20 protein-coding genes are annotated in these 25,462 nt (G+C 65.7%); 10 read left to right on the top strand and 10 right to left on the bottom strand.

Translation table 11 applies throughout. The features are described 5' to 3' along the window. Positions 1 to 89 precede the first annotated feature (89 nt). Genes J6595_RS02240 through J6595_RS02260 form a run of 5 tightly spaced genes read right to left on the bottom strand, consistent with a single transcriptional unit; the run spans position 90 to position 5,686 of the window. The gene (locus J6595_RS02240; RefSeq protein WP_209592811.1) at positions 90 to 1,220 is read right to left on the bottom strand and encodes an oligopeptide/dipeptide ABC transporter ATP-binding protein; all 1,131 of its coding nucleotides are present in this window, start codon (positions 1,218 to 1,220) and stop codon (positions 90 to 92) included. After that, positions 1,217 to 2,209: an ABC transporter ATP-binding protein gene (locus tag J6595_RS02245; RefSeq protein WP_209592812.1), complete on the bottom strand. Its 993-nt coding sequence runs from the start codon at positions 2,207 to 2,209 to the stop codon at positions 1,217 to 1,219. Before J6595_RS02245 ends, J6595_RS02240 begins: the two co-directional genes overlap by 4 nt. Then, positions 2,206 to 3,111 carry an ABC transporter permease gene (locus J6595_RS02250; protein ID WP_209592813.1) on the bottom strand — a complete coding sequence of 302 codons (906 nt, stop codon included), beginning with the start codon at positions 3,109 to 3,111 and terminating at the stop codon, positions 2,206 to 2,208. Before J6595_RS02250 ends, J6595_RS02245 begins: the two co-directional genes overlap by 4 nt. Continuing rightward, entirely contained in the window at positions 3,111 to 4,058 is a 948-nt protein-coding gene (locus J6595_RS02255) for an ABC transporter permease (protein ID WP_209592814.1), read from the bottom strand. Before J6595_RS02255 ends, J6595_RS02250 begins: the two co-directional genes overlap by 1 nt. Next, a complete protein-coding gene (locus tag J6595_RS02260) occupies positions 4,058 to 5,686 on the bottom strand; it encodes an ABC transporter substrate-binding protein (RefSeq protein WP_209592815.1) in 1,629 nt (542 codons plus the stop codon). The genes J6595_RS02255 and J6595_RS02260 overlap by 1 nt, the downstream gene beginning before the upstream one ends. Positions 5,687 to 5,861: 175 nt before the next feature. Between J6595_RS02260 and J6595_RS02265 the strand changes: the two genes are divergently transcribed. Together J6595_RS02265 and J6595_RS02270 are read left to right on the top strand one after the other, a co-directional pair. Then, positions 5,862 to 6,629, top strand: a complete 768-nt coding sequence (locus J6595_RS02265; RefSeq protein ID WP_209592816.1) for a GntR family transcriptional regulator — start codon at positions 5,862 to 5,864, stop codon at positions 6,627 to 6,629. Positions 6,630 to 6,889: 260 nt separating this feature from the next. Beyond that, positions 6,890 to 8,179, top strand: a complete 1,290-nt coding sequence (locus J6595_RS02270; RefSeq protein ID WP_209592817.1) for a PQQ-dependent sugar dehydrogenase — start codon at positions 6,890 to 6,892, stop codon at positions 8,177 to 8,179. A 296-nt stretch (positions 8,180 to 8,475) separates the two neighbouring features. Here the strand turns inward: J6595_RS02270 and J6595_RS02275 are convergent, their stop codons facing one another. After that, positions 8,476 to 9,114: a TetR/AcrR family transcriptional regulator gene (locus J6595_RS02275; protein ID WP_209592818.1), complete on the bottom strand. Its 639-nt coding sequence runs from the start codon at positions 9,112 to 9,114 to the stop codon at positions 8,476 to 8,478. A gap of 150 nt (positions 9,115 to 9,264) precedes the next feature. Here J6595_RS02275 and J6595_RS02280 point away from each other — a divergent pair, with 150 nt between their 5' ends. From J6595_RS02280 to J6595_RS02295, 4 genes are all read left to right on the top strand, one after another. Then, on the top strand, positions 9,265 to 12,441 hold the full coding sequence (locus J6595_RS02280; protein WP_209592819.1) for a bifunctional cytochrome P450/NADPH--P450 reductase: 3,177 nt from the start codon (positions 9,265 to 9,267) through the stop codon (positions 12,439 to 12,441). Positions 12,442 to 12,528: 87 nt separating this feature from the next. Further along, complete coding sequence (locus J6595_RS02285) at positions 12,529 to 13,338, top strand: class I SAM-dependent methyltransferase (RefSeq protein ID WP_209592820.1); 810 nt, start codon at positions 12,529 to 12,531, stop codon at positions 13,336 to 13,338. A gap of 57 nt (positions 13,339 to 13,395) precedes the next feature. After that, positions 13,396 to 14,025, top strand: a complete 630-nt coding sequence (locus tag J6595_RS02290; RefSeq protein WP_209592821.1) for a glycosyltransferase family 29 protein — start codon at positions 13,396 to 13,398, stop codon at positions 14,023 to 14,025. Between the two features lie 313 nt (positions 14,026 to 14,338). Further along, positions 14,339 to 15,472 carry a glycosyltransferase gene (locus J6595_RS02295; protein WP_209592822.1) on the top strand — a complete coding sequence of 378 codons (1,134 nt, stop codon included), beginning with the start codon at positions 14,339 to 14,341 and terminating at the stop codon, positions 15,470 to 15,472. 76 nt (positions 15,473 to 15,548) lie between these two features. Here J6595_RS02295 and J6595_RS02300 read toward each other — a convergent pair whose 3' ends face one another. Both J6595_RS02300 and J6595_RS02305 read right to left on the bottom strand, forming a co-directional pair. Then, entirely contained in the window at positions 15,549 to 16,412 is an 864-nt protein-coding gene (locus J6595_RS02300; protein ID WP_209592823.1) for a glycosyltransferase family 2 protein, read from the bottom strand. Further along, complete coding sequence (locus J6595_RS02305) at positions 16,409 to 18,490, bottom strand: HAD-IIB family hydrolase (protein ID WP_209592824.1); 2,082 nt, start codon at positions 18,488 to 18,490, stop codon at positions 16,409 to 16,411. The genes J6595_RS02300 and J6595_RS02305 overlap by 4 nt, the downstream gene beginning before the upstream one ends. Positions 18,491 to 18,554: 64 nt before the next feature. Here J6595_RS02305 and J6595_RS02310 point away from each other — a divergent pair, with 64 nt between their 5' ends. Together J6595_RS02310 and J6595_RS02315 are read left to right on the top strand one after the other, a co-directional pair. After that, the gene (locus tag J6595_RS02310; protein ID WP_209592825.1) at positions 18,555 to 19,601 is read left to right on the top strand and encodes a glycosyltransferase family 4 protein; all 1,047 of its coding nucleotides are present in this window, start codon (positions 18,555 to 18,557) and stop codon (positions 19,599 to 19,601) included. Then, positions 19,598 to 20,800 (top strand): glycosyltransferase family 4 protein, encoded by a 1,203-nt coding sequence (locus J6595_RS02315; protein WP_209592826.1) that lies wholly within the window; start codon positions 19,598 to 19,600, stop codon positions 20,798 to 20,800. The genes J6595_RS02310 and J6595_RS02315 overlap by 4 nt, the downstream gene beginning before the upstream one ends. Here the strand turns inward: J6595_RS02315 and J6595_RS22420 are convergent. Next, positions 20,788 to 22,050 carry a glycosyltransferase family protein gene (locus J6595_RS22420; RefSeq protein WP_245197536.1) on the bottom strand — a complete coding sequence of 421 codons (1,263 nt, stop codon included), beginning with the start codon at positions 22,048 to 22,050 and terminating at the stop codon, positions 20,788 to 20,790. The two genes, J6595_RS02315 and J6595_RS22420, sit on opposite strands and share 13 nt — an antisense overlap. Positions 22,051 to 22,101: 51 nt before the next feature. On the opposite strand from J6595_RS22420, the gene J6595_RS02325 reads away from it, so the two are divergent. Both J6595_RS02325 and J6595_RS02330 read left to right on the top strand, forming a co-directional pair. Then, positions 22,102 to 23,004 carry an acyl-CoA dehydrogenase family protein gene (locus tag J6595_RS02325; RefSeq protein ID WP_209592827.1) on the top strand — a complete coding sequence of 301 codons (903 nt, stop codon included), beginning with the start codon at positions 22,102 to 22,104 and terminating at the stop codon, positions 23,002 to 23,004. Continuing rightward, positions 23,001 to 24,359 carry a bifunctional PIG-L family deacetylase/class I SAM-dependent methyltransferase gene (locus J6595_RS02330; RefSeq protein WP_209592828.1) on the top strand — a complete coding sequence of 453 codons (1,359 nt, stop codon included), beginning with the start codon at positions 23,001 to 23,003 and terminating at the stop codon, positions 24,357 to 24,359. The genes J6595_RS02325 and J6595_RS02330 overlap by 4 nt, the downstream gene beginning before the upstream one ends. Here the strand turns inward: J6595_RS02330 and J6595_RS02335 are convergent. Next, entirely contained in the window at positions 24,265 to 25,404 is a 1,140-nt protein-coding gene (locus J6595_RS02335; protein ID WP_209592829.1) for a glycosyltransferase, read from the bottom strand. The two genes, J6595_RS02330 and J6595_RS02335, sit on opposite strands and share 95 nt — an antisense overlap. Between the last annotated feature and the right edge of the window lie 58 nt (positions 25,405 to 25,462).

Here is a 25,462-nt window from a genome sequence, read left to right on the forward strand (position 1 = left end):
AGTAAGATCGATGCCGTAGCCGCGACGGGCGGCATGGCATCAGCCCGCGCCGGTGGGGCAGCGCAACGGCCCTTCGTCGCGGCATGCGCTCACGCGGAGACCTCGGCGCCTTCGCCGGGCCGCGATCCGACTGCGTGGGTGACGGCCGGGGCCGGCATCTGCGGCGAGACGGGAGAATCTTCGGCGTTCAAGGGATGGCGGCAGGCGACGGTCCGGCCGCGCGCGACGGGAGCGAGGATCGGCTCGGCGCTGCGGCAGTCGTCCTCGACGAAGGGGCAGCGGGTGGCGAATCGACAGCCGGGCGGCAGATCGAGCGGGCTCGGAATCTCGCCCTCCAAGGGATCGGTGATCGGCGCGAAGAACTCCGGCGCGGCGCGTCTGAGCGCCAGGGAATAGGGATGGGCCGGCGCCGAGAGGACGGCGTCCGTCGGGCCGGTCTCGACGATGCGGCCGAGATACATGATGGCGATCTCCTCGCAGAGATAGCTCGCCACGCCGAGATCATGGGTGATGAACAGGAGCGTCAGCCCCATCTCGCGCTTCAGGCCGCGCAACAGGTTGAGAAGCTGCGCCTGGGTGGAGACGTCGAGGCCCGACACCGCCTCGTCGGCGATCAGCACCGTCGGCTCGGCGGCGAGCGCCCTGGCGATGGCGACGCGACGCACCTGACCACCCGACAGGGCGGCGGGATAGCGCCCGGCGATCTCCGCCGGCAGGCCGACGCGGGTGAGCAGCGCGGCGACGCGCTCGCCCACCGCCTCGCGGCCGCAAAGGCCGAAATGCAGAAGCGGCTCGGCGATCAGCGCCGACACCGTCATGCGCGGATCGAGCGAGGCGCGGGCGTCCTGATAGATCATCGCGACCGAGCGGGCGAAATCGCGGCTTTTCGCCCGCACCTCCTTCACCGGCTGGCCGAGATACAAGGCCTTGCCGTCGCTCGGCTCGGCGAGGCCCAGGAGGACGCGCAAAAGCGTCGACTTGCCCGAGCCGCTTTCGCCGACGAGTGCGATCGAGGCGCCCCGCCGGACCGTCAGACGCACGCCGTCGAGCGCGGCGAGCGAACGCTTCTCGCGCTTCAGGAAGCCCGCCGGGCGGCTGACGGTGAAGCGCTTTTCGACATCGAGGAGCTCGAAGACGGGACGATCGGACGCGCCCGTGCCGGGTGCGTTTGTCCCTTGCGCCGGGGAAGCGGCCGGAGCTGCCGTGCCAGGCTTCGTCATTGGCGCGGCTCCGGGTTGAAGCAGGCGATCAGCCTCTCCCCTTCGGCCGCAAGGACGGGGCGTTCGGCAAAGCAGCGCGGCAAAGCGTTCGGGCAGCGGGTGGCGAAACGGCAGCCGGCGGGCATGTCCCCATAGCTCGGGACACCGCCTTCGGGCGGGTCGAGCGTCTCGGTGCCGATTTCGAGGACGCAGGACTTGAGCAGCCGCGTATAGGGGTGGCGGGGATGTTCGAGAATGCCCCGCGAGGGGCCGGCCTCCATGACCTGGCCGGCATAAAGGACGACGATCTTGTCGCAGGACTGGCTGGCGAGAGCGAGATCGTGGAGGACGAAGACGCAGCTCGCTCCCCTCGCCCGGATCTCGGTCAGGATCAGCCGGATGATCTGGGCCTGGATGGTGACGTCGAGCGCCGAGGTCGGCTCGTCGGCAAGGAGAAGCTCGGGATTGCAGGCAAGGGCGATCGCCACCATCACGCGCTGCTGCATGCCGCCGGAGAGCTCGTGCGGATAGGCCGAAAGCCGAGCCTCGGCATCGTTGATGCCGACGCCTTCGAGCAGCTCCAGCGCCCTTTCGCGGGCTTTCGCCCGTGAAAGGCCCAGCTGGCGGCGCAAAACCGAGACGAGCTGGCCGCCGACGGTGTAGCACGGGTCGAGCGCCGCGCCGGCGTCCTGAAACACCATGGCGATGCGCCGACCGCGCAGCCGGCCCCAGCCGCGCTCGTTGAGGGAGACGAGATCCTCCACTTCGTCGAAGCGCATCCGCCCGGCGATCTTCGCCTCGCCCTTGCCGATCAGCCCCATCAGGGCGAAGGCGATGGTGGACTTGCCGGCGCCGCTCTCGCCGACCAGCGCCAGCGTCTCGCCGCGGCCGAGCGTCAGGGAGACGCCGTCGAGAATGCGGCTCGGCCCGCGTTCGAGGGTCAGCCCCTCGACGGCAAGGAGCGGGAGGGCATCGCCGGCAGCGGCCTGATGAGCATCGGGAGCGGTCATTGGGCACGCTTCATCTTGGGGTCGAACTCTTCCCTAACGGCGTCGCCGACGATGGCCAGCGCGACGAGGAGGATCGCGAGCGCCATGCCCGGCATCCCCGACATCCAGGGCGCGAAGCTGACGAAGCCGCGCCCCTCGGCGATCATCAGGCCCCAATCGGGGGTCGGCGGGCTGACGCCGATGCCGAGAAAGGACAGGGAGGAGGAAACGAGGATCGCCTCGGAGATCCTGACGGTGATCTGGACGAGCAGCGGGAAGAAGACGTTGGGCAGGATGTGCCGGCGGATGACCGTCAGCCGCGGAATGCTCATCAGATGGGCGGCCTCGATGAAGAGCTGCGCCTTCACCTGCAGGACGTCCGAGCGGACCGTGCGCGAGAACGGCCCGACGAGCGAGATGCCGACGGCGAGGATCACCTTGTCGACGCCCTGGCCGAGGATCGCGATGACGGCGATGGCGAGGATGAGGGACGGCAGCGCCAGGATGGAATCGATGAGGCGCATCAGCGCCCATTCGAGCCAGCCGGTGGAAAGCCCGGCCGCGACACCGAGCACCAGCCCGCCGCAAGCACCGATCAGGACGGCGAAGACGCCGATGGTCAGGGCATAGCGCGCGCCGAAGATGATGCGGCTCAAGATGTCCTTGCCGAAGCTGTCCGTGCCGAGGAGATGTGCGCCGCCGGGTGGCTGCATCATCGCCTCGATGGACTGAACGGTTGGATCGTAGGGCGCGATATAGGGCGCGAAGACGGCGCAGACGACGAAGCCGAGCGCCACGAGAAGGGCGAGACTGAAGAATGGACGGCGCAAGAAGACGCTGCGGCGCCGCGGTTTCTTCGTAGTGCCCGCGGCCTTTTCGGCCGGAACGACGGAGGGATCGAGGGAGGCTTCGCTCACGGCCATCAGCGCGGTCTCAGTCTCGGATCGAGCAGGGGATAGGAGAGATCGACGAGGAGATTGACGAGGATGAACATGACCGCCGTCAGCATCACGCCGGCCTGGACGAGCATGTATTCCCGCCCGAGCACGGCGTTGGTCAGCATCTGGCCGATGCCCGGCATCGAGAACACCGTCTCGGTCAGGACGGCGCCCTGCAGGATGCCGCCGAGCTGCAGGCCGATGACGGTCACGACCGGCATCATGATGTTGCGCACGCCATGCACCCAGACGACCCGCCAGCCGGGCTCGCCTCGGGCTCTCGCGGCGGTGATGTAGGGCTGGTCGAGGACCTCCACGAGGGCGGCGCGGGTCACCCGCACGATCATGCCGATGAAGAAGGTCGAGAGCGTGATCGAGGGCAGAACGAGATGGTAGAGCCCGGCCCAGAAATCCTCCCAGGGCGGCACGAAGCCCATCACCGGAAACGCGCCGAACTTCACCCCGAGGAACCAGATCAGGAGGATGCCGAGGAAGAAGGAGGGAAAGGCCGTCCCGGTCAGCGCGAAGACCGCGGCGCCGGCGTCCCAGGCCGTATCCTTCTTGACCGCCGACAGAACCCCGACCGGCACGCCGACGAGGATCGCGAGACCGAGCGAACAGGCGGTCAGCGTCAAGGTGACGGGCAGCGCCTCCCTGACGACGAGATTGAAGATGTCGGCGCGGGCGACATAGGAGACACCCCAGTCGCCGGTGACGAAATTGCCGAGCCATTGGGCATATTGGACGATCATCGGCTGATCGAGCCCGAGGGCATGGTTGAGCGAATCGTAGCTCGCCTGGTCGAACTCGGAGCCGAGCATCAGCAGGACGGGATCGCCCGGCGCGAGCTTCAGAAGAGAGAAGCTCGCGATCGAGACGATCAGGAGAACGACCAGGGTCTGGGCGATCTTGCCTGCGGCCTGGGAAAGCATCAGGCGATGCTCACCGTATGCAGGTTGACGAGGTCGCAGGGCACGTATTGGAAGCCTTCGACCTTCTTGGCGAAAGCCTTGTAGACCGGAATGTGCGCGAGCATGGCGACCGGCGCCTCGTCCATCAGATGATCTTCGGCCTTCCGGTAGAGTTCGGCTCGCTTCTCGGTATCGATGATCGCGCCGGCCTCGGCGCAGAGCCGGTCGAACTCCGCATTGTCCCAGCCCCAGTAGTTCCAGGATCCGCCGGACTTGAATTCCGGATAAAGCGTCTCCTCGGGGTCGAGATCGGCCCACCAGCGGAAGTCGAGCATCTCGAAGTCGCCGTCCTTCATTCGCTTTACCCAGGCGGCCGGTTCGAGCAGTTCGAGCTTCACCTTGATGCCGATCTCGGCCAGCATGGGCGCAAGCGTCTGGGCGACGCGGGTGCCGCCCGGGCCGTCCTCGGTCATGAGATAGGTGACCTCGATGTCGCCCTGCGTCTTCGCCTTGGCGCGGAACGCCTTGGCCTTTTCGAGGTCGAACCACTGGCCACGGCCGCTGTCGGCGATGTTGGGGTCGTAGAAGCCGGTCATCGGCGGCGAGATCGGCGTGTACGCCTCCTGGGCGAGGCCGAAATAGCCCTGCTTGACCACGGCGTCGCGGTCGATGGCGAAGGCGACGGCGCGGCGCAGATTGACGTCGTCGAAGGGCGCCTTGCGGGTGTTCATGCCGACATAGGTGTAGTTGCCTTCGACCCCGCCATAGAGATTGACCGTCGGCACCTGCTTGACCTGATTGACGAGCTGTAGGGGGCAGTCGTTCATGCCCTCGATCTGGCCGGAGACGAGGGCGGCGACGGCCGTGCTCGGCTCGTTGATCAGCATGAAGGAGGCCTTGGCGAGCTTCGGCATGCCAGCTTCGAAATAGTCCGGATTGGCTTCGAGCTCGATCGAGTCGTTGTCCTTCCAGCTGACGAATTTGAACGGGCCTGTGCCGACCGGATTGCGGCCGTAGTCCATGCCGTATTTCTCGACGGCCGCCGGGCTGACGATGGTGCCGGCTCTACCGGTGGAGCCCGTCAGCGCGACGGGCAGGAAAGCGTAGGGCTTGGAGAATTTCAGCCGCAGCGTCAAAGGATCGACGATCTCGATCTCGTCGAGCAGTTCGAGCTTCCAGGCATGGGGCGACTTCGGATCGCCCGACTTCACCCGCATCAGCGAATATTTCACCGCCTCCGCGTCGCAGGCGGTTCCGTCGTGGAATTTCACGCCCTCATGCAGCTTGAAGAGATGGGTCGTGTCGTCTTCCATGTCCCAGCTCGCGGCGAGGTCGGGCTCGAACTTCACCGCCTCGCCGTCGAAGGTCACTTTCAACAGGCCGTTATGGATGTTGTTGATGATCTGAACGGCCGACAGGAAGAAGGTGAAATGCGGGTCGAGCGTGTCGATGTGCGACAGCGAGGCGATCCGGATGTGGCCGGCCTGATCGGCGCGGGCGAGGTCCGGGGTCAAGCCGAGGCCGGCGGAGGCCAGTGCACCCGCACCGACGCCGACCCCCTTGAGGAAGCTCCGCCTCCCGATCCGGTTTGACAGTTGCGCCGCCAGGACGGCCTTGTGATCGATCTTTTCACCGGTGTCACGGGTCATGCAAAAACTCCAGAAATGAAGAGGTGCCGCGTGTCAAAAGGTCGGGAGACCGATGAATTCTCGTCGCCCGGATCGAGACGAGCGACGGATGGAGGTGCCGCTCGATCTTCTCTGTCGACTTTGCAGGTGTTATGTATACATATGCAAGCCTAAATTTATAGCATGAGTGAAGATTATGCAGGCAACCGGGCGTTGGGCCGACGACATCTACGCGGCGATCATCGAGCGAATGATCGCCGGAGAACTCAGCCCGGGAGACGCGCTGAACGAGTTGCCACTTGCCGAGGAGTTCGGTGTCTCGCGCACGCCCGTCCGTGAAGCGTTGCAGCGCCTCAGCGCCGTCGGGCTGGTCGAGCGTGGCCGCCGCCGCGCCTTCGTGGTGAAGCGGCTCGATCCCATCGCCATCCAAGACCTCTTCGAGGCGGTCGGTGAATTGGCGGCACTGGTGGCGGGAATGGCGGCGCTGCGCATGAACGAGGTGGAGCGCCAAGCGCTCGCAGCCGTCACCGCCGCAGGCGAAAAGGATGGCGTCGACTATGCCGAGGCCAATGCCCGGTTCCACGAGCTGATCCAGCAGGGAGCGCACAATTGCGTTCTCGCCTCGACGATCGGCGATCTCAGCCTGCGCACCCTGCCCTGGCGCGGCGCCCAACTCCGCGCCAAGGCCTCGCGGGTCGAAGCATCGCGGCGCGAGCACCGGGCGATCCTCGATGCCATCCTCGCCCGCGACAGCGCCGAGGCGGCAGCCTTGATGCGGGCGCATATCGGGGCGTCCTTCGTCGGCATCGTCGACATGGTCCGGCGACGCGCCGAAACCCTGCCGCTTCGCGGCCCGTCAACAGAGAGCCCGCAGGCAACTGGCCGACGCGCAGAACCGCAGGAAGCCCTTGAGGCGGGTGGCCCCTCGCCGCTGCGGCAGGAGCCGCAGCGCAACGTCTTCTGACGCAGATCGAGACCGGACGAGACGGCGGTCATCGTTGAAGCGGCCATGCGCGCGGCTCGCGCAGTTCGCGACGATCTCTGAGCCGTCTTCGTGAAAGAGCTTCGACCCGATCGCCCAATGTTTCGATGACCGCGGCCGACGCGGCCGCCTGAGACGCCTTGACGGCGCCTCGGCTCATGGTGAAAACCGTATCTTCTTGCCAATTCCCCAAGGGATGTTGGCGTTCTGCACATATTCTCCTCAGGACAAGGCGGTCGGCTATGGGAATTGTCGCGAAGGCGACTGAAATCGTCGGAGGCGCCGTCGCGCGCGTCAGGCGCTTCGGTTCTCCGGCCCAGCAAGCCGTCGGGCTGACACCGCAGATTCCGGAGGCGCGGAAACAGGGCATCATGACCCTGAAGCTTCCCTCCGCGGAGGGCTGGAAGGACGGTCGCCTGCCCATCTGCGCGCCGGGCCTCAAGGTCAATGCCTTTGCATCGAACCTCGATCATCCCCGCTGGATCGAGGTCCTACCGAATGGCGACGTCCTCGTGGCGGAATCGAAGGAGCAGCCGGAGACGCCGCGCAGCCTCATGGACCATGCGCAGCAGGCCACGATGCGCCGCGTCAAGGCGATCGGCGAGAGCGCCAATCGTGTCACCCTCTGGCGTGACGCGAATGGGGACGGCGTCGCCGAGCGCCGCGAGGTCTTCGTTCAAAACCAGAACCAACCCTTCGGCATGGCGCTGGTCGGCGACAGGTTCTACCTCGGCAACACCGATGGCATTCGGCGTTTCGACTACCGGCCGGGCGATACGAGCCTCACGGGCGACGGCGAACAGCTCGTCGACTTCAAACCGCACGGGCACTGGACCCGCAGCCTGATCGTCTCGCCGGATCGCACGAAGATCTTTGCCGGCGTCGGGTCGCTGTCCAACATCGGCGACAAGGGAATGGCGGCGGAAGAGGGCCGCGCGGCGATCTGGGAACTCGACCTCGCCACGGATAAGGCGCGGATCTTCGCCTCCGGGCTGCGAAACCCCGTCGGCATGGCCTTCGAGCCGGTGACGGGAAAGCTCTGGACCGTCGTCAACGAGCGCGACGGGCTCGGCGACGAAACGCCGCCTGACTACCTGACGTCCGTTCAGGAAGGTGGGTTTTACGGCTGGCCCTATTGCTACTGGAGCAGGACCGTCGACGATCGCGTCCCGCAGGATACGGACCTCGTCGCCCGTGCCATCCAGCCGGATTATGCGCTGGGCGGCCATACGGCATCGCTCGGCCTCTGCTGGATGCCGGACGGCACCTTGCCGGGGTTCGGCGAGGGCATGGTGATCGGCCAGCACGGATCGTGGAACCGCGCGACGCTGAGCGGCTACAAGCTGATCTTCGTTCCCTTCGAGAAGGGCGCGCCGAACGGACCGCCTCGCGACATCCTCTCCGGCTTCCTGTCGAAGGACGAGAAACTGGCCTATGGGCGCCCCGTCGGCGTGGCGATCGGCGCGGACGGCCGGTCGCTGCTGATGGCCGACGATGTGGGCGACGTCATCTGGCGCGTGACCGGCGCGTGATGCCGTCGGGCGCACGGTAGCGGCGATCGCGGAAGCCGGCATGAAGCCGTGGATGCGGAACGGGCGCACGACCCGATGGTCGAGCCATCCCCCGATTGCGTCGGCGAAAGAGCGTCAGCAAGGGTATCGGGAGGATCGGGCGATGCCGATGTCGCGTCCGATACTCGCGCTGAAGGGTTTCGAGGCCGATGGTCCCGGCGCCTTTATTCTCGTGGCAGCGCCCCGACAGGCGCGGCTCGTCGAGGGCGATCCGGTCTTCCTTCATTCATTGCGTCGGGTGAAGCGAGCGCGAAGGATCACCCCCTGGATGGCAAGTCTCCAAGCGGCCGATCACGGGCGATGCCTTGGAGGAAAATATCGACGCCCTCATTGACCAGTGCATCCAGCTCAGCCCCTCGGGGCGGCTCGGCGAGACCCAGAACCGCATCGCGGAGCCCATCGGCGACGATCATCGAGACGAGCATCATCGCAGCCCGTTCGGCCTGTTTGATGTCGATCCTGCCGTCCCTGCCGTAAGCCGCGAGCTGGTCGGCGAGCGGCCTGATCGCGAGGCGTTTGACGGTCTGGACATAAAGCTGCGAGACATGCGGAAAGCGCTGCGCCTCGCTCATGACGACGCGATAGGACGCGATCCCGTGTTCGGAGAAGGTGAGCGCGGCAAAGGCTTTCATGAAGGTCTTCAGCCACTCGGCCGGGCTAAGGCCGGGAGCGGCGGTGGTCACCGGGCCGACCGACCTCGTCACCATGGCGTGCATCACCGCTTCGAGAAGCGCCTCCTTCGACGGCACATGCCTGTAGATCGTCTTCTTCGACATTCCGGCCGCTGACGCGATACGCCCGACATTGGCGTCGGCAAAGCCGTGCTGCCGGAATTCCGCCAGCGCGCTCTCAAGCAGGGGTGGAGGCAGCTCGGTGATCGCTTTGTCGTCGCTCATGGGCCGACTCTTAGACCGCGCTGCCGAAGCGGTCGATTGGAAACCCATGGGTTTCCATCGGCGCACCCCGCTCCTATATCCCTCGCAACGAACCGGCGCCCGCGAGACGCCAGGTCGAAGCTTCGACCGTCAAGCAGAGCGAGAGACGCCATGAGCGATGTGATTCCGCGCCCGAAGGGCCTGCCACTGATCGGCAATCTGCCCGAGATCGATCCTGAGGCTCCCGTCCAGAGCATGATTCGATTGGCAAAGGCCAATGGCCCCCTGTTTCGCCTGGACATCCCCGGCAACAGCCTCGTCATCGTCGGCAGCCAGGCGCTCACCGACGAATTATGCGACGAAACCCGGTTTCAAAAGGCGCTGCACCGGCCCCTGGAGGAAGCGCGCACGGTGGCCGGCGACGGTCTCTTCACCGCCTATGACGAGGAGCCGAACTGGGGCAAGGCGCACAGATTGCTGATGCCGGCCTTCGGTCCCTTGGGCCTCAGATCGATGTTCGACCGGATGCTCGACATCGCCGAGCAGATGATGGCGCGCTGGGAGCGTTTCGGCGACGGGGCGGTGATCGACGTCGCCGACAACATGACGCGTCTCACACTCGACACGATCGCGCTCTCGGCCTTCGACTTCCGCTTCAACAGCTTCTATCAGAGCGAGCTGCATCCCTTCGTCAACGCCATGTCCCGGGCGCTGGAGGAGTCGGGCCGGCGGGCGCGCCTGCCCCATGGCGTCGGCCGTTTGAACCTGCTTCGCAACCGCCTGTTCGAATCCGACACGCGGGTCCTGCGCGAGGTCGCCGACCGCCTCATCGAAGAGCGCATCCGCGATCCGCGTCTCGGCGAACGCGGCGACCTCCTCGACCGCATGCTGACCGCCAGGGACCCCGAGACCGGCGAGACTCTCAGCCGGGAGAATATCGGCTATCAGATGATCACCTTTCTGGTGGCCGGGCATGAAACCACCAGCGGGCTTTTGAGCTTTGCGACCTGGCTGCTCTTGAAGCATCCCGAAACTCTGGCCAAAGCCAGGGCACATGTGGACGACGTGCTCGGGGGTTCGACGCCTCGTTTCGAGGATATCGGCCGCCTCTCCTATCTCAAGCAGATCCTCGAGGAGACGCTGCGCTTGTGGCCGACTGCCCCGGCCTTTGGCGTCCATGCGCGCGAGACGACGACGATCGGTGGCCGCTACAAGGTCACGCCGGAGGATGTCCTTCTCATTCTGACGCCCGTTCTGCACCGCGACCCCGCCGTCTGGGAGGCGCCCGAGCAGTTCCGGCCGGAACGCTTCGCCCCGGATCAGGCCGCCAAACTGCCGCCGAATGCCTGGAAGCCCTTCGGCAACGGGCAAAGGGCCTGCATCGGTCGCGGCTTTGCCATGCAGGAGGCGGTGCTGGTGCTCGCCTTGATGCTGCAACGCTTCGACATCGCGCTCGCCGATTGCGACTATGCGCTGGTGGTGAGCGAGACGCTGACACTCAAGCCGAAAGGGCTGCGCATTCATGCGCGCCGCCGCGATACGGGTGACAGGGCGGTGGCGCGAACGCAAAGCCCGCGCCCTGCCGAGACCCCGGCGTCGGTCGCCTCGGCAAAACCGGCCGTGCCGCAGGCCGATCTCGGCCCCCTCACCATCCTCTACGGCAGCAATTCGGGCACCAGCGAAGCCTTCGCCCAGCGCATCGCCGGGGAGGCCGTCGCCCAAGGCTATGAGGCAACCTCCGCTCCGATGGATCAATATGCCGAGGGGCTGCCGAAGGCCGGGCCGCTCATCCTCGTCACGGCCTCCTACGAAGGCCAGCCCCCCGCCAATGCCGGGCGCTTTCTCGCGGCGATCGAGGATCTGCCGGCGGACGCGCTCGCCACGCGCCGCTTCGCCGTCTTCGGTTGCGGCAATCGGCAATGGGCACGCACCTATCAGGCAATCCCCAAACGTGTCGAGAAAGCGCTGACGAAGGCGGGCGCAAAAGCCCTTCTGCCGCGCGGCGAAGGCGATGCCGCCGGCAATATCTTCGGCGATTTCGAAAGCTGGTCCGGCGCGCTGTGGCCAGCGCTTGCCGGCGCCGAGGGGCGCCAGGCGAGCGGCGGGGACCTTGCGTCTCTCAAGGTCGATATTCGCTCCGGCGTCCGCGAGCGCGCGCTGAAGCTCGACGAGATGCAGCGCGCCACCGTCGTTACGAACCGTGAGCTGGTCGACATGACCAAAGACGGCGCCCGGTCGAAACGGCACATCGAAATCGCCCTGCCTCAAGGGATAAGCTATCGCGCCGGCGACTATCTGGCGGTGCTGCCCAGCAATCCGCCCCAGACGGTGCGGCGTGTCCTGGCGCGCTTTTCCCTCGCGCCCGATGCCGAGATCGTCATCAAGGGCGCGCCGGGTGTGCCGTCCTCGCTGCCGGTGGACCGGCCCGTGGCGGCCGAAACCCTGTTTGCGGACTATCTCGAACTGCAGCAGCCGGCGACCGCCGGTCAGGTCGCGGCCCTCGTCGAGGCGATCGCCTGCCCGCCGGAACGGGAAGCCGCCAGGCACCTGTCGGATCCCGAAACCTATGCGGCGGAAATTCTGGGCAAGCGCGTCACCCTGCTCGACCTCCTGGAGCGGTTTTCCTCGGCCGACTTCGCCCTCGGCGCCTTCATCGCCGCCATGCCGCCGATGCGCTCCCGGCAATATTCGATCGCCTCCTCGCCGCTCGTCGACCCGGCCCGCTGCGCTCTGAGGGTCTCGGTCCTCTCCGCGCCCGCCTTGGGCGGCGCTCATCGCCATGAGGGGGTCGCTTCGACCTTTCTGGCGCGCCTTGCCGAGGGAGACAGTTTCGGGGCCGCCGTCCGGCCAAGTCAGGTCGGATTCCATTTGCCTGAGGATCCGACACTTCCGATCATCATGGTCTGTGCCGGCAGCGGCATCGCCCCGTTCCGGGGCTTCATCGAAGAGCGCGCCGCCTTGCAGCAGGCCGGGACGGCGATCGGTCGGGCGATCCTCTTCTTCGGGGTGCGCGATCCCGAGATGGATTTTCTCTACCGGGACGAGCTGGAGCGCTGGCAGGGCGCCGGCGCCGTCGCCCTGCGAATGGCGTTTTCTGAAACACCCGGGGACGGCGTCGTTTATGTGCAGGATGCGATCTGGCGCGACCGTGCCGAGATCGCCAAGCTGTTTCGCGCCGGCGGCCGCGTCTTCGTCTGCGGCGACGGCACGCGGATGGCCGCCGCGGTGCGAGACACGTTCCTGCGCATCTATCAGGAGGCCATGAATGCAAGTCGCGAAGCCGCTGAAGCCTGGGCCGAGAAGATCGAGCGCGAGGCGACCCGCTACGTCGCGGACGTGTTCGGCTAGATTCGGGGCTGCGACAGCTTGTCCGTCCCGGCGTGACCGGAGAGATTGGCTTGTCGTTAAAAAGCGGCCGTTCACCTGGGACAGCCAATGTCAGGAAGCCAAAGCACATTCGCGAATGCCGACCAGACACGTGCCGAGCTGTCTGATTTGATCGACCAGCAGATGAGTCGGCTCGGCTTGGTGGCTATGGACGCGCTGGGATCCATCGAAGGCAAGAGTGTTCTCGACGTCGGCTGCGGAACCGGTCAAACGCTGATCCAGCTTGCCGATCGAGTCGGGCCGGCGGGGCGGGTGATCGGTATTGAGATCGCGCCTCGTGTTCTGTCGCTTGCCTTGGGCCGAACGCAGGATCGAGCCCACATCTCGCTGGTGCAGGGCGACGCCTCGCAACCGCCGCTGCCCGATTGGAGCCTCGACGCGCTTTATTCCCGATTCGGCGTGATGTTCTTTGCCCATCCTGTCCGGGCATTTTCGAAGCTGCGCCGGCTGTTGCGCCCAAACGGCCGGGTCGCCTTTGTCTGCTGGCGCGCAACAGGCGAGAACGAAATCGACTTCGCCCCACTTGAAGCAGCAGGTCTGACGTTCGAAGAGCCGCCTCATGCGAGCCTCGCGAACGCGACGGTCATCGAAAAGGTTCTGGAAGAAGCGGGGTTCCACCAGATCACCGTCCGCCCGCTGGACGTAAATGTTTCCTGCGGCGGCGTGGAGGCGACGCTGAATGTCGTAACGAGGGTCGGAGCGCTCGGGAAGATGCTTCGCGAAGCGCCGGAACTCCGTCAAAAGGCAATACCCCGCGTTCGCGCGATGCTGGAGAGGCGGGCTGTTGCGGGGAAGGTCGACCTGACGGCTTCGACATGGATCGTCACCGCAACGAGCGAACGGGTCGAGGCATGTTAGAGACGCCAGCGACACCGTGGCATCAGCCGCCAGTTCGATATGGTGAGAGAGGCCGGAATGGAGCCGATGAAGCGCGAGGCGACTGCGAGGATCTGTCTTGTCGGCAACGCGCCGACACGCGAGGACCATTCTCGCGAGATCGATGCTGCAAAGGTCGTCATACGGATCAACAACACGTTCGGCCACGGTTCGGTGACCGGAAACCGGACCACTCATCTCTTCCTGATCAATTGCGGTGGTCAGATGCGCGCATGGCTGGACGATGCCGCTTTTAGGCAGATGCCGGCACTCCTTCAGGCCGAGGAAGTCTTGCTGCCGATCCATCCGGCCAAGGATGATCTGATCGAGCCGCCGCTCACACGTGACGAGCGGTCCGCGCCGGACGGCCGGAACTACGCGGATGAGGCTCTTGCAACGCTTACATCCATGGGCAAGCGCGCTGCTCTCGTCGATGTCGAGCATTTCCTCAAGGCCTCCGCGATCCTCGGCTACGCGCGGCCGGAACGGGAGATGAGTGCACCTTCGACTGGACTGATCGCCCTCCTATGGGCGCTCGATACCTTCGCGTCACCGATCGCAATCTATGGCTTCGGCTTCGACGGATGGTCCGGCCATCGCTGGGACCGGGAAAAAGCCTTCTTCGAAGCGATGCACGAGGCCGGCCGCATTCGGCTCGGCTCAGTCTGATCCGCCGCTCTGGAACACAGGCCACCGGGCCTGAGCGCTCCTGCGAGCCCTTCGACCGCTCGCAACTTATACTCGCTTAATTCGCGCAAGCCCCCAACGCGCTATCTATCCCGCCTGTAAGTGCTACGGCATCGGCCCGAAAACCGGACCCGACCTTCGGTACGCACGATACGTCGTTTCAAAGAGTCAGAGCCCCGTGCTTCCCTATGGACGCACGGGGCTCCGAGTCGCATCGGAGTTACTAGGACATGGCTGATCTTCACAAGCGGAGCGATGCCGGCACGCAACCGGTGACCGGCATTCCGGTCTGTCGATGAAGAAGCCCATCGCCTTTTTCGTCCACCATCAGGGACGCGGCCACGCCAATCGCACCATGGCGATGGTGGAGGCTTTCTCTCGGGACCGGCCGGTGTCGGTGCTGACGGCCGGCCCCCATCTCTTCGACGGCTTCTCCCGCGATATCGAACTGATCGCTCTGCCCAACATGATCGGCGCAGCCGTTCCGACGAAGCGGCTTTATGCCGAGCCGACGCCCTCGACCCTGCACTGCGTGCCGTTGGGGCTGAAGGAGATGCGCGCGACCATGCGCGGGATCCTCGACCATCTCGACGCAAGGGACGTCGGACTGTTCGTCGTCGATGTTTCCTCCGAGATTGCCCTCCTGTCGCGGATCGCATCGGTTCCGGCGGTGCAGATCCGCATGCATGGCGATCGCTCCGATGCCGGCCATGTCGGCAGCTACGAATCCAGCGTCGGCATGCTGGCGCCCTTCGACGAGAGCCTCGAGCAGGAGGACTATCCGGTCAATCTCAGGGCCAAGACCTTCTACAGTGGCGGGCTCTGCACGACGCGCGATCCCGTGCCGACGCGCGATGCAGCGCGCAAGGCCCTCGGTTACGGGGATAGCCGCGAGATCGTCGTCGTTCTCACCGGCGGCGGCGGCGCGGGAACGCCCTATGCACCGCTCACGGTGGGAGCGCGGGCCTTGCCGGATGCCGAGTGGCTGGTACTCGGGCCGACGCTGAAGGAAGGCCACGAAACGAACTTCGCCAATCTGAAAGAGCTCGGATGGGTGTCGAACGTCACCGACTATCTGGCGGCGGCCGATATCGTCATTGCCTCGGCGGGCGACAATACGGTCACCGAGATCGCAAGGGTCGGGCGGCCCTTCGTGGTCGTTCCGGAATGGCGCTATTTCGGCGAACAGGCCCGCAAGGCCGAAGCCCTCGCCCGCCTTGGAGCGGCCGTTCACGCCCCGCAATGGCCGGGCGACATCGCGGGATGGCAGCAGCTGATGGCGAAGGCGCGCAAGCTCGATCCGGACCACCTGACGCCGCTCTACGACCCGCAGGCGGCGCGGAAGGCTGCCAGCTGGCTGGAAGATCTGACCGACGAACTCTGGGACTCGGAAGGGAAGCACCTCGTGACGCCGATCGCGGCCCAATAGTGCGAGCGTCGCGTCATCGGGCACCCGGCTGAGGCGCTTGCGAGGAACCGAACACCGCATGCCTGTGCCCGGATCCTCAGCTGAACCGGACAGTCTCGGGCTGGCGTGCGGCTACGATCTCGGCTGACGTCGGTGAGCGCAGCGCGGTGAGCGTTTCGGCTTTCGACGACCACGCAATGAGGCCGCGCTCGGCAAACTGGCCGAGCCAGTAATCCATGCACCAGCGGCCATGCTTGGCGTGAAACCGCCGGGCATTGGCGATGATGGCGTCGAAATGCTGAAGCGGCGGCATGTGGACGACATGGTGCTGGTGATAGGCCCGGGCACCCGCCGTCCAGTAAAGCGGCACGCCGGCGGGATCGAGCCGTGCGGCAAGATCGGTCTCCTCGCCCCCATAGCCGACGAAACTTTCGTCCATGCCGCCCAGCCGATCCCACACCAGCTTTTTCAGCGCGAAGGACAAGCCCCAGAATTCGCCCGTCTCCGGCTCGCGTCTGAGACCGCGCAACGGCATCGGCGGTTTCGAGGGATGGGGAACGCCGAGGGCGTCGAGCGTATCGAAATCGAGCGGATCGGTGACGGCGCCGCCCGGCAGGTAAAGCACCTCGCCGAGAAAAAGCCCCTCGCGGCCCTGGCATGCCGCCTCGAACCGCTCGATCAGAGGCGGCGACGCGATGCAGTCTATGTCGAGGAAAACCAGCGTTTCGCCCTTCGCCTCCCGGGCCGCGACGTTGCGGGCCCGCGCGAGAGGCAGGGCCTCGCCGGGAACGAGCAGCTGGCGGATCGGCACGCCGATTTCGGGCAGGTCCGGCTCCTCGACCGCCTGCATGCAGGCGATGACCAGCTCGTCCGGCTTGCGGTTCTGGGCGGCAAGGCCCTTGAGCAGGTTGAGAAGCTGGAAACGCCGGTTGCGGATCAGCGTCAGGACGCTGACCGTCACTGGACGGTCAGCCGGCTGGCTCGCTGGCGAAAGTGGGCGACGCCTTCGATGATCCCGAGCGCATGGCTGCGCCGCGCGACGTAGGAATGGGCAAGATCCGAGCGGCTGGCCAACGCGTCGGAAAAATTCGCCACGATGATCGACTGAGGGAAGGTTCGCAGCATCTCGATGTCATTGCCGCTGTCGCCGGCAACGAAGACGGCATTTTCCGCAAGGGAGCGAATCTTGCGCAGATAAGTGATCGCCGCGCCCTTGGAGGCGCGCGCCGGCAGGATGTCCAGATAGCGACCGTGGCTGTAGATCACCGAGGCTCCGAGACCACGTGCTTCGAGATGCGCTCTGATCCTGGCGGCCACCTTGGTGTCGCCCTCGGCGAAATAGCTCAGCTTGTAATTGCGCTGCTCGAGCGGCGCCTGCGGGACGATCGTCTCGAAATCAGCCATCGCCTCGGCGACCGCTTTGCGGTTCCACCCCCTTGCGATGATGCGGCTCCAGTCGTCGTCTCGTCGATAGGTTACGCCATTGCCGTCCAGGAGATAGATCTCGGTGCCGACCGAGGAGATGATGATCTTCGGATTGGGCGCGTTCTGCTGCTCGAGGATCGACAGGGCGCTGTGGAGCGACCGGCCCGTGGCAACCGCAAAGTCGAGGGCGGCCTCCCGTTTGTGCCAGCGTGTGAAGGCCCTGATGCAGGTCTCCGACCCCGTCAGCGTATTGTCGATATCGCAGACGAGAAGCTGTGGCATGGAAAGGCCCGCGCGGCGAGAGGCGGGCGCCGCGAGCCGCGAGGCGAGCTTGGCGAAACGGGCCGCATGACTTGTCCAGTCGTAGCTCTCGACGGCTGCCGCGCCGTTTGCCGCGTATCGGGTATGAAGTTCGCGGTCCTGCAGGATTTCGCGACAGGCCGTCGCGATCATCTCCGGGCGTTGGGGATTGACCAGGCGACCATTGTCGCAGCGCTCGATGATGTCGTTCGGGCCACCGCTGTCCGTCGCGACGATCGGCAGGCCGCTTGCGGCGGCTTCGAGAAGCGTCAGGCCGAAGGGCTCGTTCAGTGCCGGGTTGGCGAAGACACCTCCTGTCTCCCGGGCCAGAGCATAGATGGCGGGAACGTCGGACGCCTTATGATCCTTCGGAATGGCGACTTTGCCGTAAAGATCGTGGCGATCGATCGCCTCGAGGATCGCGCGCATCTCGCTTTGGCCCTCGGTATCGAGATCGGCAATGACGCTCCTTGTGCCCGCGACGATTAAAAGATTGGCGTTTGCCGACAGCCACGGATCACGCCCGAAGGCTTCGACCAGCATGGGTAGGTTCTTCTTGGCAACGGGCCGGGCGATGGCAAGGACGATGAGCTTGCGCGGATCGCGGAGGAAGGGCGCAACCATCGCTCGCACGGCCCTGGTCGAGCGCGCTCCGCGATATGCCGCGAGATCGCTGCCGGGTTCGATGATGCGGATCTTGCCCGGATCGTAGTTGCGATAGGCGGCGTACTGAACCTCGGCTTCGTCGCGTGACGAGGCGACGACGAGATCGGCTTCGGCGAAAGCCCGCTCCTCGATCGCGATACGACGATCGAGATCGGAATGGCCTTGCGTCTCCCCGCGGCTTGACGGCATCGCGGCGCGCTTGACCCGACCGAGCGAATGGGCGGTGAAGACGAAAGGAATTCCCATTCGCCGGCGGATCGTCGCGGCGATGGTCGCCGCGTCGGCATAGTGGGCGTGCAGATAGGCGGGCGGCGTTTCCTGGCTGGCGAGAAAGGTGAGGAGCCCCTCGCTCAGGCAGGCGGCCTGCTTCCAGAGGTCTTCCTTGGCGAGATAACCGGGATGGTCGTCGGCCAGTCTCAGGATTTCCACCTTGTCGTCGATACGCTCCCAGCCTGGCCGGTATTGGGGACCGTAGCCACTCTCGAAGCCGCGGGTGACGATGACCACGCGCCTCACATCCGACCGATTGGCCTGCGCGCCGACGAGTTCGAGCAGATATTTGATATGCCCGCCGGTATCCGGCGTCAGCCCGTACGGGACATCGGTCGCCTGTAGGCATCCCTGTAAGGCGACGTGTACAATGAACAAACCGCGTCTTCCTTGAACCGACCGGCGTAATGACGAACTGCCGTCTCGATCCATATGGACGCGGATGAATACCCTTCGAGTCGCTCAGGTCGCACCTAACATCTTTCCAACTCCACCGGGTCTTTCGGGCGGAACCGAAAGAATTGTTCACGATCTGTCCAAGGCGCTGGAATCGCTGGACGTATCGGTCACGCTCTTCGCCCCGTCCGACTCCACCAGCGAGGTTTCACGCATCGGTGACCTGGAGAGCCTGAAGGGTCTGGAGGATCGATACGGGCAGGTCCCGCCCTCGATCCCGCAAGTCCTCGAAGCGGTGCAGATGGAAGCGCTGCGGCGGCGTCTCGATGAGTTCGACATCGTCCACTGTCATGGCGAGTTCTTTCACGCCGCGCTCCTCGGCGAACGGCGCAGGCACTCCCTGACAACGATCCACTGGCGCGTCGACGAACTCGACCGGGAGCTGTTCTTCAGAGCCTTTCCGGACCTGCCGGTCGCCGGCATATCGCGCAGCCAGCTCGCTCAGATCCCGGTGTCCAACCGCGCCGGCGTCGTCCATCATGGGATCGCCGAGGAGCGCTACCGGCTCGGGTCGGGAGACGGCGGCCACGCCGCCTTCATCGGCAGGATGACGGACCAGAAGCAGCCGGACGCGGCGATCCGCATCGCGGGCGCGGCAAACGTTGCGATCCGTCTTGCCGGTGCCGTCGATGTGGGCAATCCGACCTATTTCGACGAACGCGTGCGGCCGTTGCTCGGCGATGCGGCGCAGTTCGTCGGCCCTGTCGATGATACCGGCAAACAAGAACTTCTGGGCGGCGCCAAGGCACTTCTCTTTCCCATCGACTGGCCCGAGCCCTTCGGCCTGGTGATGATCGAGGCGATGGCCTGCGGAACCCCGGTGATTGCGTTCAATCGTGGCTCCGTTCCCGAGGTCGTCGAGGAGGGCGTGACCGGTTTCGTCGTCGAGACCGAGGATCAGGCGGCGGCAGCGCTCGCGAAGGTCGGTGACCTCGATCGCAGGACGATCAGGCAGCGCTTCGAGGAACGGTTCACCGCAAGGCGCATGGCGGAAGACTATCTGGCGCTTTATCGCAAGCTGCTTGCGGCATGACGCAGGTCAGAACGGCGCTCATCGCCTGGGACTATCCACCGAGCGCTTCCGGGCTCGCGGTCGCAGCCCGGGAGGTCGCGGAAAGCCTTGCCGAAGCCGGCGTCGATGTCAGTGTTTACACACTGGATCGGGCTGACCGTACCTCCATCAATGGCGTAGGCATCATCGGCTGCTTGCCGGACAGGGTCGGCCTGTCGAAATGGCTTCGGCGGCGGATGGCGCTGGGCCATCTCGTGGCACCGCGCTGGTTCGCCGCACGGATCGCGGCCGATCACCGGCGGAAGGCCTATGACGTTCTGGAGGCGACGAACTGGTATGCCCCGGCCGCACTTGCCACCCGGATCCCAGGCCTTGCCTTCGTCACCCGCCATTCGACACCGGCGATCTCCACCGGCGCGGTTTCCGGCAGCCTGCGGAACCGGCTCGATGGTCGCTTCGCCTGCCGGCTGGAAGCTGCAAGTGCCAGACGCTCGAACGGGCATATCTTCAACACCGAGAGCCACGGCGAGAAGGTGACGGCGCTTTACGGGCTCGATGCCGACACGCCGCGCTCGGTGATCGGCCTGTCGCTGCCGCCCGAACGTCTCGCTCGGGCATCGGGCGCGGCCTATCCTCCGGAAAGGGAGGCAAACGGACCGCTCGAGCTTCTCTTCGTCGGCCGGGCCGAGGCGCGAAAGGGCTTCGACTGTCTGATGGAGGCCGTCGTGATTCTGGCGGCGGAGTTTTCCGGCGAACAGCGCCCGACGTTCCATCTGTCGCTCGTCGGAGTCCCGGAAGCGGATCTGCCGGAACTGTCAGACAAGGCCCGTCGCCATGTGACCTTGCTGGGCCGTCTTGACGATGTGGCACTCGACAGGGCCTATCGGGCCGCCGACATCGTCGTTGCGCCCTCGCGCTATGAATCCTTCGGCCTCGTCTATCAGGAGGCGCTGGCTTTCGGCCGGCCGGTGGTGGCGCTTTCGGCCGATCCATCCGCACGGCAGGTGATCGGCGAAAGCGGCGCGGGCTTCCTGGCGACGGAGGCGAGCGGTGCGTCGCTGGCTGCGGCTTTGACGAAGGCGATTGGCGATGCCGCGCTGCGCCAGACGTTGCACGAGCGCGCCCTTGCGGCCGCCGGCCGGTTCACGCGGGCGAGCCTTGCGGCCGAGACGCTCGCACTTTACGACGCGGCGCGCGCCTTCAGCCGTCAGGGCCGATAGGGTGTGAGCAGCGCGTCCCGCTCGAAAACGCGGCCTTTGCCGGGCAACAGCGCGTCGTAACGGGCCGAACGCGTCTCCACGTGAGCGCGGGTCAGATGATGATCGATGGCAAGGTTCGGCGCGATGAAGCCGTCACGCCAGCCGCGCGGCAGCGCCGGCCGCTCATGCACCTTCCCCTCGAAGCGCACGCTGCGGTGATTGAGCCGATATTGCACGTCGGGATGAAGATCGGCGAGGACGCCGTCGACGAGATTGCGACGTAACAGGCCGATCGACAGCGCGCCTGCCGTCTCCGCCAGCGCGCATACCCTGCCCAAATCGTCCATGGTGCTCTCATCGAGGCTTTCGTCGGCGTCGAGCTGAAGCCCCCAACCGCACGTCATGGCGGCCTGTCCGCCATTGCGCTGTGCCGCGAAATCGCCTTCGAGCGGTCTCGCGATCAAGCGGACATTCCCGCCCAGCGGCGGGGTCTCCGGCGCGATGGTCGCATCGAGCATCAGGACGATGTCGTCGAAGGACCGCTCCAACGCCGGCAGCCGAGGCGCGAGGTCTTGCAGATCGACAGGCCGGCACAGGATCACCAGCGAGACCGGTAAGGGTTCGATGCGGGCGAGAGGGAAAAGCTCGGCGATGGCGGGCAGTGACCGATAGGGACGGCAGAGCGCGTCCCGTTGGGTTTCGCCAAGCGGCGAGTGAGCAAGGCTACGCGACAGGGCAAGGGTTCGCAGGGCGTAGCTTTCGACGATGATCGGATCGCCCTTTTGGCAAACGAACCTCCCCTCGACCAGTCGCTCCCTCAGGAATGTTTCGACGACCCCGCTGGCGAGAGCGCGGAGGTCGATCAGGATGCCGCAATGGCCGCATTCCCGGTAGGCTGAAGTGGCCTCGGTCGAGCAGCGTTCGCTCAGGCGGAAATCACGCGCCCCGCAGCATGGACAACGCATCGTGTGTGTCCTGACCCTGAATCGGTCGGCGGTCTCCAAATCTCCTGCCGCTCGCCGGTGTCGGCAGGTGGATCGGTAGGTGGGAAGCGCAAAAGACTCTGACAGGTCACGCCGTTCTTTATGCCAGCGCCCTATTATTGGGCGTGGCGAGATACTCCTCCCATCGCCATCCGCGCCCTTGAAGGGTCGCCCCGCACCCGAGAGCTCGATCTGATGAACCGCAGCATCCCCAATGGTTCCATGGGCGATTATCGAAGGTTCGAAAGCGCCTTCTCCGCCGCCCGCAACAATGGGCTTTTTCGACATGTCGGCGGTCTCTACGATGAGACCGGGCTGCTTGGCGACCGCTGGCCCCGAATGCTGGAGCAGCTCAGGGCGGCGGGCGCCACGAACCTCAATCTCGGACGCCTTCTGGAAGGCCATGCCAATGCCGTTCAGCTCGTGCGGCTTTATGGTGATACCGGCCAGCACGCTCTTCTGGAGGAGATGCTGGAAACCGATGCCATCCTCGGCGTCTGGGGAGCCGACGGCACGCCGCCGGCCAGCGTCGAAACCGGCGACGGGTCAGACAGGCTGCAAGGCGCCAAGCGCTATGCTTCGGGTCTCGGCATGGTCGCTCATGCGGTCGTTCCGATCGCAGGCGACGGCGGCGTGCTGCAGCTTTATCTCCTGCCCGTCGACGACCCTGCCCGTCAGGATCTGTCGGCCTGGACCGTGAGCGGCATGCACGCCTCTGCCTCCGGGCGCTATTCCTTCGAGGGCATCGCCATCGAAGAGCGCATGCGTCTCGGCGAGCCGGGGGTCTACAAGACCGAACCGTTCTTCGAGGGCGGGATCTGGCGCTGCGCGGCCGTTCATCTGGGCGGTCTCGAGACCATCCTGGCCTTGACCGCCCGCCAGCTCGAAGCGAGCGGCCGGCTCGACCATCCCCTGCAGACCGAACGGCTCGGACAGGCGATCCTCGCCGCGCGCACCGCGCGGCTCTGGGTCGAGGATGCCGCAAGGCGGATCGAGGCGCCGAAGAGCGGAGAGACGGTGCAGCATGCCGTTGCAGCCGCGTCCTATACAAGGCTGCAGGTCGAGGCCTCCGCGCTGAAGGTCATGGAAACCGCCCGGCGCGCTGTGGGCCTCTCATCGTTCGAGACCGATCACCCGTTGGAGGCTGCGATCGCAGACCTCTCAGTCTATCTCAGACAGGCAAACCCGGATGCGCTGCTGATCCACAAATGCCGGACGATGGCGGCGGAATATCTGCGATGAGCGAGACCTACGCGGGCTGGATCGCGCGCTCTGCCAACGCCCCCAAGGCCGAGATAAGCCGGCTGGTCGGAACCGGTGGTCTGGTCGTGCTCTCTCCACATCCGGACGACGAGACTTTCGGCGCATCGGCGCTCCTCGTCGATGCGGGCCGTGAGGGCCGCGCCGTGGGCATCGTCGCAGTCACCGACGGCGAGGCCTCGCATCCCGGCTCCCGATCCGTTTCGAGGCCGGCGCTGGCGACCATCAGGCAGGCCGAACAGGAGGCGGCGGTCAGAGCGCTCGGGGTCGGCGAGGCCCGGTTCCTGCGCTTGCGATTACCCGACGGCGGCTCGGGCCGGGATCCGCGCTTTGCGGATGCCGCCAAGCGCGTTGCTCACTTCTGCGACGCAATCGGCGCGACAACGCTTTCGGCGCCGCATCCCGACGATCCGCATCCCGACCATCACGCAACGGCGGCGCTCGCCGCGGCGGTGCGCGAGCTCCGCCCGCGCTTGCGGCTTCTCTACTACTTCGTATGGTCGATGCGACTTGCCGACGAAACGCCGTATCGCGGGGCCGATCTTCTGCCTTTCAGACTGACGGTCGACCGGGCGGCCAAGGCCCGTGCTACCGCCTGCCATGCCTCGCAGCTCGGCGCCGTGATCACCGATGATCCGGACGGTTTCACGCTGCCGCCATGGTTTTTGGAAGCGCAGACCGCGCCATACGAGATCCACGCCCTTGCGCCGATGCCGGGCATGGTTCCCCCACCCCGGCATTTCGCCGAACTCTATGCCGATGACGGCGATCCCTGGCACGCGCGATCCTCCCGCTACGAAGTGGCAAAGCGCGCCGACAACTGCTGTCAGCTGGAGGGCCGCCGCTACGAACGTGGCCTCGACATCGGCTGCGGCGAAGGGCATCTCGCCGCCGAGCTGGTGGATCGCGAAATCACCAGCGCCATGACCGGCCTTGATCGGGACGCCGGCATCGTGGCACGCGCCAGCAAGGCCTATGGTGCGAGGCCCGAACTGCAGTTCGTGACCGGCGCGCTTCCAGAAGAGCTTCCGGAAGGCCCCTTCGATCTGGTGGTGATTTCCGAGGTGCTGTATTTTCTCGATGAGCTTGCCCTGGCCTCGCTCGTGCGCGAGCTGACGAAGCAATTGAAGCGGGGAGCCGACATTCTCGTCGTCAGCTATCTCGGAGATACCGGCACGCCGCTTTCCGGCCGTGCCGCACACGATCTCTTCGTCGCGCTGTTCGGAACCGCGCTGACGACACTCAGCCTTCGAACTCAGGAACTTTATCAGACCGAGCTTCTGCGATTTTCGCCTCGAAACGAAGCAGCGCCGGCAGATGCCGGGCCATCTGACTGAATCGCATCCGCTCGCGCCTCAAGACTGCGAGTTCGGCCTCAGCATGGAACCAGGCCAGGGGCCGCGCCGGCATATCGGCGAGCTGGTGCGCCCGGTCTGACGTCATGCCACCCGAGGTGAGCGCAGAAGCAACCCCCGCCCGGTCCTCGCAGGTCGTGACGAGGTGGCGAAGCCGCATTCGTCTCACAAGTTTCGAAGGCGGCTCCAGCGCCTCGTCGACGAGCGGATCGGATTCGATGCGGTTGCGCGCGAGTTCCGCGGCAAGCCCGCCCTCGGTCCGGCTGTCCAGCCGGCAAGAGGTTTCGACCCGAGCTGCGTCCACATAGGCAATGCGCAGACCATGCGCCTCGCAGCTTCGGCGCAGCGCCCGGTCCTCGCCGAAGGCAACGAGCGGAACCGGCCCGGCAATGCGATAGGCCGCCGCCGTAATCGCAAAATTGGCCCCGCCGATATTGCCGTGGTGAGGCCAGGGATTGCCCGGATCGGGAAAGGCGAGCGCGAGGATATGGCGTGTCGCGTCGCGATAGGCGCGGATCGCCGCATCGCGCCTCGGATCGACCGCCGGAAGACTTGCCACCTCGCCGGCCAGAAACCCGATCCGGCCGCAAACGAGATCGAAGCCCTGAGCGAATGCGGCATCATAGGCCGCCATCAGACCCGGACAGACGATCGTGTCGGCATCCGTGGAAAAGAGAAGCGCTTCTGGGGCGACCTCGCGGGCGATCTCGAAGGCCAGCGATCTTGCCCTCGGCGCGGTTCCACGCGAATCCCGCCAGTTGATCGCAGCGGCCGTCAGCATGCCCCCTCGCCCGGGCATCCGGCCGCAGATGACGTCCATGCTGGCATCGTCGCAGTCATTGACCAGCATGACGGTATGCAGGGACGAACCGAACTCCCGGTCCAGCGCATCGAGACAGGCGCCGACCCGCTCCGCCTCGTCGCGAACCGGGACGCAGGCGACGTAACGCACGCCATTTCGTGGCGGCGAAGCTTCGAACCGAAGCAATTCGCCACCCGCTGCGGCAACGCGATCGGCAATCGACATCGAAGGTCTTTCCATGGTGAGCCGGCGATCGACGAAATCGATCCACAGTTCGGCAAGA

The sequence above is a fragment of the Jiella mangrovi genome (assembly GCF_017815135.1).
GTDB classification, from domain to species: Bacteria; Pseudomonadota; Alphaproteobacteria; order Rhizobiales; family Rhizobiaceae; genus Jiella; species Jiella mangrovi.